The organism is Amycolatopsis rifamycinica, from assembly GCF_000695625.1.
Classification (GTDB): Bacteria; Actinomycetota; Actinomycetes; order Mycobacteriales; family Pseudonocardiaceae; genus Amycolatopsis; species Amycolatopsis rifamycinica.
The window spans coordinates 15,782-29,631 of the sequence record NZ_JMQI01000027.1; the positions used below are offsets into that span (position 1 = coordinate 15,782).

General features: G+C 72.5%; 15 protein-coding genes. 7 read left to right on the plus strand and 8 right to left on the minus strand.

All coding sequences use genetic code 11. The annotated features are described in order from the left end of the window. Nucleotide 1: 1 nt before the first annotated feature. Nucleotides 2-466, plus strand: coding sequence for a flavin reductase family protein (locus DV20_RS13380; RefSeq protein WP_043780027.1), 465 nt, complete (start codon nt 2-4; stop codon nt 464-466). An 88-nt stretch (nt 467-554) separates the two neighbouring features. Here the strand turns inward: DV20_RS13380 and DV20_RS43100 are convergent, their stop codons facing one another. Then, on the minus strand, nt 555-1,214 hold the full coding sequence (locus DV20_RS43100) for an 8-oxoguanine DNA glycosylase OGG fold protein (RefSeq protein WP_326938480.1): 660 nt from the start codon (nt 1,212-1,214) through the stop codon (nt 555-557). Nucleotides 1,215-1,282: 68 nt separating this feature from the next. Continuing rightward, nucleotides 1,283-2,353: a hypothetical protein gene (locus DV20_RS13390; RefSeq protein WP_152603716.1), complete on the minus strand. Its 1,071-nt coding sequence runs from the start codon at nt 2,351-2,353 to the stop codon at nt 1,283-1,285. Between the two features lie 110 nt (nt 2,354-2,463). Here DV20_RS13390 and DV20_RS13395 point away from each other — a divergent pair, with 110 nt between their 5' ends. Then, nucleotides 2,464-4,344: a glycoside hydrolase family 5 protein gene (locus DV20_RS13395; protein ID WP_051735980.1), complete on the plus strand. Its 1,881-nt coding sequence runs from the start codon at nt 2,464-2,466 to the stop codon at nt 4,342-4,344. 26 nt (nt 4,345-4,370) lie between these two features. Here the strand turns inward: DV20_RS13395 and DV20_RS13400 are convergent, their stop codons facing one another. Further along, nucleotides 4,371-5,069, minus strand: coding sequence for an SDR family NAD(P)-dependent oxidoreductase (locus tag DV20_RS13400; RefSeq protein WP_043780029.1), 699 nt, complete (start codon nt 5,067-5,069; stop codon nt 4,371-4,373). Nucleotides 5,070-5,182: 113 nt separating this feature from the next. Here DV20_RS13400 and DV20_RS13405 point away from each other — a divergent pair, with 113 nt between their 5' ends. Further along, nucleotides 5,183-6,055 carry a helix-turn-helix transcriptional regulator gene (locus DV20_RS13405; protein ID WP_043780030.1) on the plus strand — a complete coding sequence of 291 codons (873 nt, stop codon included), beginning with the start codon at nt 5,183-5,185 and terminating at the stop codon, nt 6,053-6,055. Nucleotides 6,056-6,077: 22 nt separating this feature from the next. Here the strand turns inward: DV20_RS13405 and DV20_RS13410 are convergent, their stop codons facing one another. Continuing rightward, nucleotides 6,078-7,025, minus strand: a complete 948-nt coding sequence (locus DV20_RS13410; RefSeq protein WP_051735981.1) for an NAD-dependent epimerase/dehydratase family protein — start codon at nt 7,023-7,025, stop codon at nt 6,078-6,080. Nucleotides 7,026-7,157: 132 nt separating this feature from the next. On the opposite strand from DV20_RS13410, the gene DV20_RS13415 reads away from it, so the two are divergent. Next, entirely contained in the window at nt 7,158-7,760 is a 603-nt protein-coding gene (locus tag DV20_RS13415; protein ID WP_043780032.1) for a TetR/AcrR family transcriptional regulator, read from the plus strand. A 123-nt stretch (nt 7,761-7,883) separates the two neighbouring features. Here the strand turns inward: DV20_RS13415 and DV20_RS13420 are convergent, their stop codons facing one another. Together DV20_RS13420 and DV20_RS13425 are read right to left on the minus strand one after the other, a co-directional pair. Continuing rightward, nucleotides 7,884-8,612 (minus strand): VOC family protein, encoded by a 729-nt coding sequence (locus DV20_RS13420; RefSeq protein WP_200876418.1) that lies wholly within the window; start codon nt 8,610-8,612, stop codon nt 7,884-7,886. 67 nt (nt 8,613-8,679) lie between these two features. Further along, on the minus strand, nt 8,680-9,438 hold the full coding sequence (locus DV20_RS13425; protein ID WP_043780036.1) for an SAM-dependent methyltransferase: 759 nt from the start codon (nt 9,436-9,438) through the stop codon (nt 8,680-8,682). A 212-nt stretch (nt 9,439-9,650) separates the two neighbouring features. On the opposite strand from DV20_RS13425, the gene DV20_RS13430 reads away from it, so the two are divergent. Together DV20_RS13430 and DV20_RS13435 are read left to right on the plus strand one after the other, a co-directional pair. Next, on the plus strand, nt 9,651-10,643 hold the full coding sequence (locus tag DV20_RS13430) for a zinc-binding dehydrogenase (RefSeq protein WP_043780038.1): 993 nt from the start codon (nt 9,651-9,653) through the stop codon (nt 10,641-10,643). Between the two features lie 38 nt (nt 10,644-10,681). Then, nucleotides 10,682-11,731 carry an RNA polymerase subunit sigma-70 gene (locus DV20_RS13435; RefSeq protein WP_268747417.1) on the plus strand — a complete coding sequence of 350 codons (1,050 nt, stop codon included), beginning with the start codon at nt 10,682-10,684 and terminating at the stop codon, nt 11,729-11,731. Nucleotides 11,732-11,753: 22 nt separating this feature from the next. Here DV20_RS13435 and DV20_RS13440 read toward each other — a convergent pair whose 3' ends face one another. Both DV20_RS13440 and DV20_RS13445 read right to left on the minus strand, forming a co-directional pair. Continuing rightward, on the minus strand, nt 11,754-12,176 hold the full coding sequence (locus tag DV20_RS13440) for a YkvA family protein (RefSeq protein WP_043780040.1): 423 nt from the start codon (nt 12,174-12,176) through the stop codon (nt 11,754-11,756). After that, entirely contained in the window at nt 12,173-12,730 is a 558-nt protein-coding gene (locus DV20_RS13445; RefSeq protein ID WP_043780041.1) for a Chromate resistance protein ChrB, read from the minus strand. Before DV20_RS13445 ends, DV20_RS13440 begins: the two co-directional genes overlap by 4 nt. A 692-nt stretch (nt 12,731-13,422) precedes the next feature. Between DV20_RS13445 and DV20_RS13455 the strand changes: the two genes are divergently transcribed. Next, complete coding sequence (locus DV20_RS13455; protein ID WP_043780042.1) at nt 13,423-13,836, plus strand: DUF6292 family protein; 414 nt, start codon at nt 13,423-13,425, stop codon at nt 13,834-13,836. Nucleotides 13,837-13,850 lie beyond the last annotated feature (14 nt).

Sequence of the window (13,850 nt, forward strand, 5' to 3'; positions counted from 1 at the left end):
GATGGATCCCTCTGTTCTGCGGGCGGCTTTCGCGTGCTTTCCCAGTGGAGTCACCGCGCTTGCCGGGCTGGTGCACGACAAGCCGGCGGGAATGGCGGTCAGTGCGTTCGCCGCGATTTCCCTGGAACCGCCGTTGCTCGCCGCCTCGATCCAGCGCACGTCCACCACGTGGCCGACCCTCCGCGGCGCCGCCGCGCTGGGGGTGAGCGTGCTGGCGGAGCACCAGGGCGACGTGGGCAGGCGGTTGTCGGAACGCGGGGACCGGTTCACCGGAGTGGATTGGACGACGTCGGGCTCAGGGGCGGTCTTCATCCGAGGGGCGGCTGCCCGGTTCGATTGCACCCTGCACCAGGAGGTACCGGCGGGCGATCACGTTATTGCCCTGCTGAAGGTGGAGGCGCTCGAGTTCCGGCCGGCCACCCGTCCGCTGGTGTTCCATGGACGCGGCTTCCGGCAGCTCGCCTGACCTCGTGTGCCACCGCCGGCCGCGCGGCAGGGTCAGGCTTGTCCGCACCGCGGCGTCGTGGCGTGCCAAACTCCTCGCCGCGAGGCAACTACGCGTGGGCTGAGAAGGCCGGGGTCCATGAGCCGGTGAAGAGCGCCATTTCGACGCGGTCCGGTTCGTTGCCGAACTCGGGACGCGTGGCCTGGTTCGCCGCCCAGCGCAGGTAGGCCGACCAGGTGCCGGTCCACCACGCTGTCCGGTACTTCCCGGCCGGTCCCGCTGCTGCGGGCAACCGGCCCGCTACGACCCGGTCCAGGATCAACGGCTGGATTCCCCCTCTGCCGCGGCGATAGCCGCTGAAGTAGAGCAGCTTCGTGAAGAAGGCCGCTCCGAGGCCGGGGACCTTCGCAGTGGTGGTGAAACGCTCGTAGCAGTCCTCGAGCACAGCCGGGGCGACTGCGTCCGCGCGCAGTCCGCTGAGAGCGGCTTCCAGCCGCTCGCCGGCCTGTTCCCGGGCGAGGATGCGGCCGGTGCGGAACGGCCCGTACCCGCGGATCCCGTGTCCCCAGGCCAGCACGCCTGCCGCCAGTTGCACGCTCGAGACTTCCCGAGCGCGCCAGCGTCCGGCGAGGGCGAAGACCTCGTTGCGGCAGACCGTTCCACTCGCGGCGAAGCCTGCGGGCCAGGCGCCCGGAGGAAGTCCGGCCGCCCACCGCGTCACGTCGACCGGGATCGGCCCCGGCTCACCTGGGAGCGCATCATGTGGCATGAGCACGAAGTCGCCCGCGAGCGGACGTTCATTACATTCCCGGCCCCGCGGTCGTAGACGCTTGAGGCCTAGCCCGCGTTGACACCGACATGTTTGTTGCGCGCCGACGCCAGCCGGTGGCGGCGCGCGAAGCCGGGCGCGGGCGCGTCGCGGCGCCGGTCACGGATTCGCGGATTGCGCTTCAGCCATTCCCAGAACCGGTCGGTGCACTCACCGCGGCAGCTGCGGAAGTCCGAGTACGGGACGGGGGTGATGTCGGTGGCGAGGTAGCCGGGCTTGCTCAGCACGTGCTGCCATTCGTCGAAGTCCAGCCGCAGGTGGTGCTTCGAGCCCGCCTTGTCGCGGCTGGTGATGATCAGGACGTTGGCGTGGGTCGGCTCGCGTTCGAGAACGAGGACGGGCCGGTCCTTGTAGTTGTCGTCGTCGTGGGTGAGCAGCAGGTTCCACACCTCGCCCGGCGACGGCGGCCAGTAGCCGACGCCGGGCGGGGCCGGGAACTCCGGCGGGCCGTGCCGCAGCCACCGCCGCAACCGCACGCCGCCGACGACGAGCTGGGTGAGCGCGATGGCCGCCGACGCCCAGAGCAGCAGCGTCGCCGCGAGTGCCAGGCCGGTCTGCGTGCTCGGGTCGAGGTCGCCGATCCACCAGCCGATGACCACGACGGTCAGGGCCGTGAAACCGCCGCTCTTCACCAGCAGCAGGGGCCAGTAGCCGGTGTCGGTGGCCCGCAGGCAGCCGAGGTAGGCCGTCGTCGCCACGAGGGCGACGCCGATGAGGCGCGAACCTCGCCCCTCGGGAGCGGCGACGAATTCGGCGGCGGCGACGGCGGCGAGCAGGCCGGCGGTCCTCGCCGCGATGAGGAGGTGCCTCTTCTTCAGCCGCGGCGGGCTCTGCCGCCGCGTGAGACCGTAGGCGACGAGGACGGAAACCGCGGCCAGGACCAGCAACGACTTACCGTCGGGGTGCTTCAGCTGCAAGGGAAGGGTCAGGAGCGGCACACCGAAGAGCACGGTGAAGGGCGCGCCCATGAATTTCGGCTCGTACTTCTGCCGCGTGCCGAGTCGTGCCGGGGCCTCGGGCAAGATGAGCATCATGAACAGAAACGGCGCCAGCACCAGCACCTGGACGAAATGACTCAAACCCACTCCTCGGCCGGGAACGCTCTTGAGTCGCGGTGCGCCGGACCGGCGTTACGAGCCGGGAATTCATCACCGGCTCACTACCCCGCGAGCCCGCCCACCACCTTCTTATGGCCCTTACCCGGCGCACCGCGAGTTGGTTGACTTCTCGGGTGAGGATCTCGGGTGCGCTGCTCACCGTCCTGCTCGCCGCCGGGGGCGTTGTCGTTCCCGTGGCTCGGGCCGAGGCTGATCCGCCGTCCTGGGCCGGGCCGCTCAGCACGCGCGGCCGGTACATCGTCGACGCGCACGGTGACCGCTTCAAGCTGAAGGCGGCCAACTGGCACGGTGCGAGTGGTACCTGGACCGGCTCCGGTGACGTGAACGACCCGGCGAACCACCACGCCGGCGAGATCGCCTACCAGACGCCGCTCGGGCTCGACCGCGCGTCGATCGACACGGTCGTCGACGGGCTCGCGCAGCTCGGCCTCAACAGCGTCCGGCTGCCGTTCTCCAACGCGATGCTCCACGACTCGCGGCCCGTCCCGGACCTGCCCGCGAACCCGGACCTGCACGGCCTGACGCCGCTGCAGGTCTACGACCGGGTCGTCGGCCGGCTGACCGCGCGGGGGTTCGCCGTCATCCTCAACAACCACACCACGACCTCGCGCTGGTGCTGCGGGCTCGACGGCAACGAGCGCTGGAACACCGCGCAGACCGAACAGCAGTGGCAGGACGACTGGCTGTTCATGGCGCGCCGCTACGCCGCGAACAAGCGGGTCGTCGGCGCCGACCTGTACAACGAGGTCCGCCGCAACACCTTCGACGACCCCAACTGGGGCTGGGGCAACGGCACCGACTGGCAACGCGCGAGCCGGCAGGTGGCCGACCGCATCCTCACCGAGGCGAACCCCGACCTGCTGGTCTTCGTCGAGGGCATCAACTGGACCGGGTTGCCGATCGACGGCTTCCCGCACGGCAGGCCCACGCTGGAACCCGCGCGGACGTTGTCGCACACGCTCGTCGACTCGGGCAAGCTGGTCTATTCGGCGCACTTCTACGGCTACACCGGGCCCAACCACTCCGGCGCGACCGGCGTCGGCGAGACGCACGACCCGCGCTACCGCGACCTTTCGCCCCAGGAACTGCGGGACGTGCTTTACCGGCAGGCGTTCTTCGTCTCGGCCGACACCGGCAAGCACTACACCGCACCGCTGTGGATCAGTGAATTCGGCGAGGGCCGCAACACCACCGATCCGGCGTCACGCGCGTTCTTCGAGAACTTCGTGAACTACCTCGCCGAAACCGACACGGATTTCGCCTACTGGCCGGCGGTCGGCTTCCAGGCCAACGGTTCCGGTGACGGCTGGGCCCTGCTCGAATACGACCCGGCGGGACGCCGCATCGACGTGCTCGACGGCACGGACTGGCGCGGCCCGGCCTGGCAGCGGCTGGTGAACGCCCCGGCGCGGACCGGACCGATCCCGGCGACCGAGCACTGGTCGATGCTGAACCTCGACTACGCCGACTTCCCGGCGTCACGCCAGGTCCGCGCGCTGCCGGACTGGAACCCCGGCGCCCGTAAGGGCGTCTGTCCCGACGGACAGCGGCTCGCCGGCCTGGCCCACACCGGCAACCGCGGCCTGTGCACCGGGACGCTCGCCGCCCCGGCCGGGTACGTGGTCGTGCGCGACGAGACCTACGTCGACACCGACTGGGCGGCCGGCTACACCAAGACCCAGTGCCCGCCCGACCACGCGGTCGTCGGCTACAGCGTCCAGGGCGCGGCCTTCTCGGCGGTGTTGTGCGGCCGGTCGGCGACCCCGCTGGGCCGCACGGGCCGCACGGTGTGGTTCGACCGCGGCGACAACCGGCCGCCCGGCGACCCCGGCGGCGACTTCGCGACCGGGAACCACAAGGGCCAGTGCGCGCCGGGGGAGTACGTCGCCGGCGTCGCCTACACCGGCCGGATCGGTTCGAGCCGGACGCCGGACGCGCTGCTCTGCCGGTGACGCCGGTCCGGCGCGTCCCAGCTCTTTCAGGACCAGGCGATCTCGCCGCTGCGGGAGACGAAGCGCCCGGAGCCGGCGCCGGGTCCCTCGGTGGCCAGGCCGACGATGGCGTCGGTGCCCTCGGTGACGGTCTGCGGGCCGCTGTGGCCGTTGAGGTCGGTCGCGGTGTAGCCGGGGTCCGCGGCGTTGATCCGGATCCCGGGAAACGCTTTCGCGTACTGCGTGGTCAGCATCGTCAGCGCCGCCTTCGAGGCGGTGTAGAGCGGTGCGACGACCTTGGACTCGGCTCGCGCCGGGTCGTGGGTGAGGGCGAGGGAGCCCATCCCGCTGCTGACGTTGATGATCACGGGGTCCGCCGACCGCCGCAGCAGGGGCAGGAACGCGGTGGTCGTCCGGACCACGCCGGCGAGGTTGACGTCGAAGACGCCCAGGACGTCGGCGCCGGTCAGGCCGGCGGGGTCACCGGCCGGGCCGTGGACGCCGGCGTTGTTGATCAGCACGTCGATCGCGCCCTCGTGCGCGGCGACGTCGGCGGCCGCGGCGGCGACGGACGCGTCGCCGGTCACGTCGATGGGCACGAACCGCGCGCCGACCGCGGCGGCGGCGACGGCGCCCGCCTCCGGGTCGCGGGCTCCGAGCAGCACGGTGTGGCCGGCTTCGACGAGACGGCGGGCGGTCTCGCGGCCGAGCCCCTTGTTCGCTCCGGTGATGAAGGTGATCGTCATGCGATCGATCCTCGGCCCGCCGGGCGCGGCCGGCCAGGGAGACTTCGGCGGTAGGAACAGCAGTACCACCCTCGGCCCGTGCCCGGCGGCCGGGCCCGGGGGAAGATGGGAACGTGAGCACGACACCCGGGGCCGGGCTGGGCGCGATGATCCGCACCTGGCGGGACCGCCTGCCGCCGTCGGCCGCGGCGCTGCCGGTGGGCCGCAACCGCCGCGCGGCCGGGCTGCGCCGTGAGGAGCTCGCCGATCTCGCCGGCTTGTCGGTCGACTACGTCGTCCGCCTGGAGCAGGGCCGGGCCACCACGCCCTCGGCGCAGGTGGTCGCCTCCCTCGCGCGGGCGTTGCAGCTCTCGGGCCCCGAACGGGACCACCTGTACCGGCTCGCCGGTCTCACCCCGCCCACCGGCGGCACGATCTCCGACCACATCCCGCCCGGGGTCCACCGGGTGCTCTCCCGGCTCGGCGACGTCGCGGTCGCGGTGTTCGCGGCCGACTGGCAGCTGGTCTGGTGGAACCGCGGCTGGGCCGCGCTGCTGGGCGACCCCTCGGCCGCGGAGCCCCGCCTGCGCAACTTCGCCCGCGACCGGTTCCCGGTGGGCGCGGGCCCCGCCTGCCTGGCCCAGTGGCCGGTGACCGAGCTCGACGCCGCGACGACGGACCGCGCCGTCGTCGCCGACCTGCGCCGCGCCACCGGCCGGTTCCCGCACGATGCCCGCCTCGCCGGGCTGGTCCGCGAGCTGACCGCGGGGAACCGGCGGTTCGCGCGGCTGTGGGCCACCGGCTCCGTCGCCGGCCATCGCGAGGACGAGAAGACGATCCACCACCCGTCGGTGGGACCGATCGCGGTGAACTGCGACGTGCTGGGAGACGGCGACACCGAGCTGAAGATCGTGATCATGACCGCCGTCCCGGGCAGCGCCGCCGAGACCAACCTCCGGCTGGCCGCGGCCGCCGGCGCACCGGCCCCGAAGCAGCAGCTCGCGTAGGTCGTCCCGGACGACAGGCCGCTCACCTGGCCGACCGCGGTCTCCCTTCGGCGTGTTCCCCTCCCCTCGCGCCGACCTGGTCGCGGATGGCGGTGTCGAGGTCGGTGGCGGTCAGGCCGAAGGTGTCCGCCGTCTCCGTCGCGTCCATGAGGAACGGCGCGTACCACTGGTAGTCCATTTCGGCCATCTCGCGGGCGATGGGCACGACCAGCCCGGCCGTGCGCATCGCGAAGCGCGGCATCCGGATCAGTTTGACCGGCGGCAGACCCGCGGCGACGGCGTAGCGGCGAGCGAGCTCGCGGATGGTGACGGCCGGCGGGGACGGCACGTGCCAGGCCCGGCCCCAGGCGCGTTCGTCGTGGGCCAGCGTGATCAAGGCCTGGGCCATGTCGCCGTTGAAGGTGAAGGTGTGCGGCAGGTCGAGGTCGCCGGTGATCCAAGCGGCGCGGCCCTTCTTCAGGGCCGGCTCGATGAGCAGGGAGTAGATGCCGTTGGCGTCCTTGCCGATGTAGTCGGAGCCGCGGACCTCGACGGTGCGGATGCCCGCGGCGAGGGCCTGTTCCCACATCCGTCTGCGCAGGCGGCCCTTGCGCCCGGTGGCGGCCATGGGGGTGTGCTCGTTCATCCGGCCGCCGGGTTGCCGGCCGTAGGCGTAGAGGCTGCCGGCGAGCGCGAGGACGGCGTCGTTCGCCTTGGCGGCGGCGATCACCGCGGTCTGCAGGGGTGGCAACAAGTGTTCCCACATCGTGTACGAGGGCGGGTTCGCGCAGTGGTAGATCACTTTCGCGCCACGGGACAGCTCGGTCACGCGTGCGGGGTCGGAGGCGTCCGCGGCGACCCGCTCGATCAGCGGGTGCTCGGGACCGGAGCCGCCGCGCGTGACGATCCGGACGCTCTCGCCGCGCTTGACAAGCAGGCGCGCGACATTCGTGCCGATGGAACCGGCGCCGATGACGACATGCTCGGCCATGAGGGGGTCTTCTCCTTGCTAGGATCTAACGCCGTTAGAATTTCTAACGTTGTTAACTTAGGCACGCCCGGACGTCGCCGTCAAGAGCGGCGGCTAGTGTCCGCGGAGACCATCGAAGCGAAGTGACGGAGTATGCCGACCAGCACGAGACGGGCCCGGGAACGGGCGAGCACCCGCGAACGGATCATCGAGGCCGCCCTGCACGTCCTCGAGACCGAGGGCGTCGCGGCGTTGACGATCCGGCGCATCGCGACCGACATCGAATACTCCGCGCCCGTCGTCTACCAGCACTTCGCCAACAAGGACGCCCTCGTGCTGGAACTGGTCGCGCACGGCCACCGCCTGATGCTGACCCGGTTCCGGCAGGTCGCCGAGGAGCCCGTCATCGACCGGCGCATGACGCGCATCGCGGCCGAGTACGTGCGCTTCGCCGGCGAGCACCGGCACCTCTACGAGGTCATGAACGGCACCGCGGTCGACGCGGACGAGCGCCGGCGCGCCGCGGAACCGGCCATCGCCGTCCTGAAGGAGCTGCTCGCCACCTGGGCGGACGCCCACGACGTAGTCCTGGCCGACCCCGATGAGGCCTGCGAGATCATCTGGGGCACGCTCTACGGCATAGCGTCGCTCGGCTACCTCGGGACTGTCGGCAGTGAGCGCGCCGGGCGCCTCGCCGAGGAGGCTCTCCGCGCGATCCTCCTCGGCTGGCGAACCGAGGAACCGGGAAACGGGTAGCCCGGATCCGGCGCCATCGGCTGCGGCCAGACCCGGTCCAGCGACGGCATCGGATGTCCGCTCATCGCCGTGGGCTCACGGCACCGGCGATGGGCCGGGGCATGTTCTGCCGGGTCGCGGCGGTCACGTTGGCGGCTCGGCGGGGTGGCGCCCGGCCGGCCGCACACAGAACTCGTTGCCGTCCGGATCCGCCAGGACGGCGGTGCCGTCGGCGCGGGTGGCGAGCCGAGTCGCGCCGAGGGAGATCAGCGTGTCGATCGCCGCGTGGTGGTTGCCGTTCGTGGGGAGGAGCTCGAAGCGTTGGCGGTTTGGTTCCGCCGGCGTGCTTTCCCAGGTGTCCCAGGCGATTTTCGTGCCGCCGTCCGGTGACTGGATCGCGGTCTGCTCGCCGCGGTCCCAGACCAGGGGCCAGTCCAGTGCCTCGCTCCAGAACCGGCCGACCTGCCGGGTGCCGGCGCAGGTGAGCTCGCCGAGCGGGCCGCAGCCGGCGAGGAAGTCGTTGCCGGGCTCGATGACGCAGAACTCGTAGCCTGCCGGGTCGGCCAGGACCACGTGCGTCTCTTCGGGTTTCTGCCCTACGTCGAGGTGGCGGCCGCCGAGCTTGAGCGCCGTGGCGACCTTGTGCCGCTGGTCGTCGAGGTCGGTGCTGGTCAGGTGCAGGTGCATCCGGTTCGCGCCGGGGCGGCCGGGGCGGCCGGGGACGAACCGCAGGCCGAGCTGGGATTCCCCGCCTGGTAGCAGCAGACCGGCGGTGTCCTCGATGACTTCCCGGCCGAGCAGACCGGCCCAGAAACGTGCCGGTTCGGCGGGATTCTCCGCCTCGAAGGTCACCGCCAACAGTCTCGAACGCATCACCGGAACGTAGACACCGCCTCCCCGAGGCGGCAAGCGAATATGGGCCGCCTGAGCGAAGCCGCGTCTACGCCGGCAGGGCGGCGACGACGATCATCCGCCGGTGGTCCGCGTTCAGCGGCCGTCCGTCTTCGCCGTGGCACGACACTTCGGCGAATCCTGCGGCCAACAGCCAGTCACGGAGTTCGGGGAAGCCGAACAGCCGCTTGACGAAGTGCGTCCGGCGGGTCCGGCCGTCGCGGACGATCGTGCGCTCCGCCTCGAGCCGGCCGGTCGCGGGATCCAGCCGGTAGCGGTCGACGAGCATGTCGCCGTCGTCGCGGGCGGCCACGACGCGCGAGGGTGAGTACGCGGCGAGGAACGCGGGGAGGTTGTCGAGATCCATGGCCAGCCGGCCGCCCGGCCGCAAAGCGCCGGCGATGCCCCGCAGGACGGCGCGGTCGGTGTCGTCGTCGAAGTACCCGAAGGCCGTCGACCAGTTGATCACTCGGTCGAAGCGGGCGTGCCACGGTAGCCGGCGCATGTCGCCGGCCACGTACTCGACGTCGACGCCGGCGCCGGCCGCGTCGGCGCGGGCCCGGTCGAGGAAGACGGCCGAGGAGTCCAGGCCCGTCACCCGGCAACCGCGGGCGGCGATGCGGTTGGCCAGGTCTCCGTGTCCGCAGGCGAGGTCCAGGACCCGCATGTCCGGTCGCAGGTCGAGCAACCGCCAGGCCAGGTCGGCGGCGGGCAGCGCCGCGGTGGGGACCCCGGGTTCAGTGTTCGAAGCGAAGAAGTGCAGGTAGTCCTCGTCGTACATCGCGGCGGCGTCGAACAGGTCGGCCATGGCACCGACCCTAGGAACGACCGGCTCGTGCGGCAACGGGATTAGTCAGCAGGTGCAGCCGGCGGAACATTCCACAATGGACCGAGGCCCCGTCGAAACCGGCTGACGAGCGCGGACCAGGCAGCCGATTCCTTTCTCCGGTCGCCGTGGTCTTCCTGTCGGCGGTACGGCCCTTCGAGCGGCCGCCGCGACCGAGCCACCGAAGGAGAACCGTGAGCGTTCCCGCCACCATGCGTGCCCTGCAGCAGACCACCCTGAACGGACCGCAGGACATGCGCCTGATCACCGATGCGCCGGTGCCGAACCCCGGGCGAGGTGAGGTGCTGATCCGGGTGGCCGCCGCCGGAGTCAACTTCGCCGATCTCTCGAAGGCCTGCGGCACGTTCGGGGACGGCCCGCGGCCCCCGTACCGGGCGGGGTTCGAGGCGGCCGGGGAGGTCGTCGCGGTGGGCGAGGCGGTGACCGCCCCGGCGCCGGGGACGTGCGTGACCGGAGTCGGGGACGGCGCCTTCGCCGAGTACCTCGTCCTGCCCGCGGCGGCCGCGATGCCGGTGCCGGCCGGCTGGAGCGCGGAGCAGGCGCTGGGGCTGGCCGTGAACTGGCCCACCGCGCTCGCCGCGCTCAAGCCGCTCGGCCGGATCGCGGCCGGCGAAACCGTGGTCGTCCCCGCGGCGGCGGGCGCGACCGGCCAAGCCGCCGTGATCCTGGCCAAGCACTACGGCGCGACCGTCATCGCGACCGCCTCGCCGGGTAAGCACGAGATCGTGCTCGGGCTGGGCGCCGACCACGTCCTGGACTCCCGCGACGGCGACCTCGCCGCCGAGGTGCGGCGCCTGACCGGCGGCGCCGGAGCCGACCTGGTGCTGGAATCGGCCGGCGGTGCCGCGTTCGCCGCGAGCCTGGCCGCGGCCAAGCCGGTCACCGGCCGGGTCGTCGTCTACGGCCTGGCCGGCGGGGACGCCTCGCTCACGAACCGGGCGCTGGTGTACCGGCACCAGGTGCACGTCATCGGGCTCAACATCGGCACGCTGATCCGGTTCGCGCCCCGGATCTTCGGCGAGGTCGTGGCGGAGCTGTCCGCGCTCGTCGCCGCCGGGGTCGTCACGCCCGCGCAGCCGGTCACCCACGACCTGGCCGACGGTCCCCGGGTGCTCGCGGACCTGGCTGCCCGGACGACGGTCGGCAAACTGGCCCTGGTGCCGTGACCGGAAGGAGTGGTTCCCGCCGGCGATGCCGCTGACCTGTGCTTCGATTCCTTTTCCGCGGTGGGCCGGTCGTACCGGGGAAACACCGGCGGGACGAGGAGCAACGCATGGCAAGCAGGCAATCCGCGGCGGCGCACGACCGGTTCGCCGCCGAGACCGGGGAATACCGCCGGGAGCTGCTGGCGCACTGCTACCGCATGGCCGGCTCGGCGCACGACGCCGAGGACCTGGTGCAGGAGACCTACCTCCGGGCGTGGCGGTCCTACGCCGGCTTCGAGGGGCGTTCGTCGATCCGGTCCTGGCTCTACGCCATCGCCACCAACGTCTGCCTGACCGCGCTCGAGCCACGCCGGAACCGGGTGCTGCCCTCGGGACTGACCGGGCCCTCCGCCGCAGCCGACCGGCCGCCGGCCCAGGCCGCGCCGGGGGAGGTGGCCTGGCTGGAGCCGCTGCCGGACCACTGGGTCGCCGATCCGGCGGCGGTCGTCGTCGCGCGCGAGTCCGTGCGGCTCGCGCTGATCGTCAGTTTGCAGCGCCTGCCGGCCCGGCAGCGGGCGATCCTGATCCTGCGCGAAGTGCTGGCGTTCACCGCACCGGAAACGGCCCGGATCCTCGGCACCACCACGGCGGCGGTGAAGAGCGGTCTGCAGCGGGCTCGGGCGCGGCTGGACGACCTCGAAGCACCGGCCGAGGACCTGCTCGAACCGGCCGACCCGCGGGCGCGCGCGTTGCTCGAGGGCTACATCGCGGCGTTCGAACGGTCCGATCCCGGCCTGCTGGAGCAGGTGCTGCGCACCGACGCCACGCTGGAGGCGACGCCGTTCCGCGACTGGTACGCGGGCCGGGCGACGTGCCTGCGCGTGCTCGGCGGGTACGTGCTGGGCGACCCGGGCGACTGGCGGATGAGCGCCACGACCGCCAACGGCCAGCCGGCCGCGGCGGTCCACCACCGGGACGGCGGCGGCGCACTCCGGGCCCACGGCATCGTGGTGCTCACCCCCACGGTCACCGGGATCGCCAAGGTGGTCGAGTTCCACGATCCGGCCCTGGTCGGCACGTTCGGCTTCCCGGACCGGCTCGCGGCCTAGGTGGGGAGGCGACCGCCCGGGGTCAGGTCGCGGAGGCTCGGATCCCGGTCAGGCGGGCGAGAGCGGCGAAGCCGTCGTCGGTGCCGGGCCAGTGGGCGCGGACGGCGTCGATCCCGGCCCGGCGGACGACGCCGCGCAGGACGGCGGTGGCGATGATGGCGTCGTCGGCGTAGCCGAGGACGGGGATGAAGTCGGGGACGAGGTCGATGGGTAGCGCGAGGTAGGCCAGCAGCAGCCCGAGCCGGATCCGGACACCGCGGGGGAGCGTCTTGTCGGCGGCCAGCCGCCGGATGAGCCGCAGGACGTCGGGCAGCAGTCGCAGCGCTTCCCGCAGCAGCCCGCCGCGCGGGCGGACGACGAGCAACGCCACGACGAGGACGGCCCACGCCAGCAGCAACGCGGCGGCGACGCCGATGAGCAGGTCCCACCAGGCCGAGCCGGTCATCGGCCGGCTCCGGGGGCCTCGGCGCGCAGGGCGGCTTCCTCGAAGGCGGCGAGTTCGGCGGCGGCCCGGCCGACCGCCTCGCGGGCCTCCGCACCGGTGGGCGCACCGAAGTAGTCGCGGGCGGCGATCTTGGCCAGCCAGCTGCGGAAGCGCTCCAGATCGGCTTCGGATTCCTCGACTTCGACGTAGGTGGCGTTGCCGCGCGCCTGCTCGTCCGCCAGCTCCTTCCGCAGCCCGGGCAGCCGCTCCAGGACCTCGGCGTATTCAGCGTCGCGGGCGGCGTTGAGGTCGGCGATGACCGCTCGTTCCTCGGCCGGGTCCGTGAAGGCCATCGGCAGCACGCGCGCGGTGCCGCCCTGGTGGCGGATCCGGTCGGCCAGGCGGCGGATCTCCCGCACCACCGGCGGCCGCGCGGGCAGCAGGCACACCGACTGCTGCAGGTACAGCGCGCCCAGCGAACGGAGTTTCCGCCACGCCTGCACCCGCAGCGAGTCCGGGGCACCGGCGGTGGACACGCTGATCACCAGCCAGCCCGACTCGTGTTCGAGAGTCACATCGAGATGTTACGCCCGTAACAAGCGAGGTTCGGCTCTCAGACGGCCTCGACCTTCACGCCATCGACGCGCACGCCGGCCGGGTGTCACCGGTGGGCGCGGCGTCCGGACGGGTCCTGGGCCCACGTGCTCCCGGCGCCGGAGCGCCGCTGCTCGGGTGCGGTGTCGCCCCCGGTGGCCGGTGCCGGGGTGTACACCGGCTGGAGGAACAGGCTTCCGTACCGGTGTTCCTGGGAGGCGGTGAGCGCTCCGGGGCGGGGCTGCTCGGCGATGGGGTGACTGAACAGCGAGTTGTCCGTGGTGGAAGTATTGATCGGGGGATCCTTTCGTGGGTGCCGCCGATGGGCGGCGTGGTTCAGGGCTGCTCCGTTGTCGGTTCGCGGGCGCCCGGCAGAGTCGTTCACTGCCGGTCCCAGCCGATGGCGGGCTGCCGGCTTCAGCCGTGGACCTGATCCGGTGAGCGGTGGAGTGAGGGGTCCGGGCCCGACGTCAGGTCGGTGCTTCCGTCTCCGTCCGGACCGAGGCCGGCGCAAGTTCGATCACTCGCGCACGAAATGCTCTCGGTCGACACCGAGCGTACACGACGACTGCGCCGAGGGTGTGCACGGCTTGCCGGATCCGCGGCCGCGAACGGCGCCTCGCGGCTTCGTCCGCATCGGCGGGCCCTCCGGCGGCCCTCTAGCGTGGCGGGCATGGAGCACTCCGAACCTGACAGCCGAACCCTCGAGCGAGGCCTGGGCGAGTACGCGCGGGCGGTCGCGGCCGCGGTCGGCGTCCCGGACGAGAGCGTGACGGTCGAGATCAGCGACACGGCCACCGCCTACCTCGGGCTGCCCCGGCGGTGGCGCGACCGCCCCGACCACGACGTCATGCTGGTGTGGAGCGAACGGCGGGGCTGGGCGCTCGCGGTGGAGACCGACCCCGCCGACGCTCCGGTCGTCATCGCGCGCCACGGTGGCGACGACCTCGTGCCGCCACCGGGCGCGGTCGCGCGGTTCGTCACCGACACCATCGCGGGGCACCACACCGGCCAGGAGCGTCCCGGCCCCGCGACCGCCACCCGCAAGTCGCTGGCCGAGCGGCTGAGGCCCTACCTGCGCCACTGAAGCGAGGTGGTGCC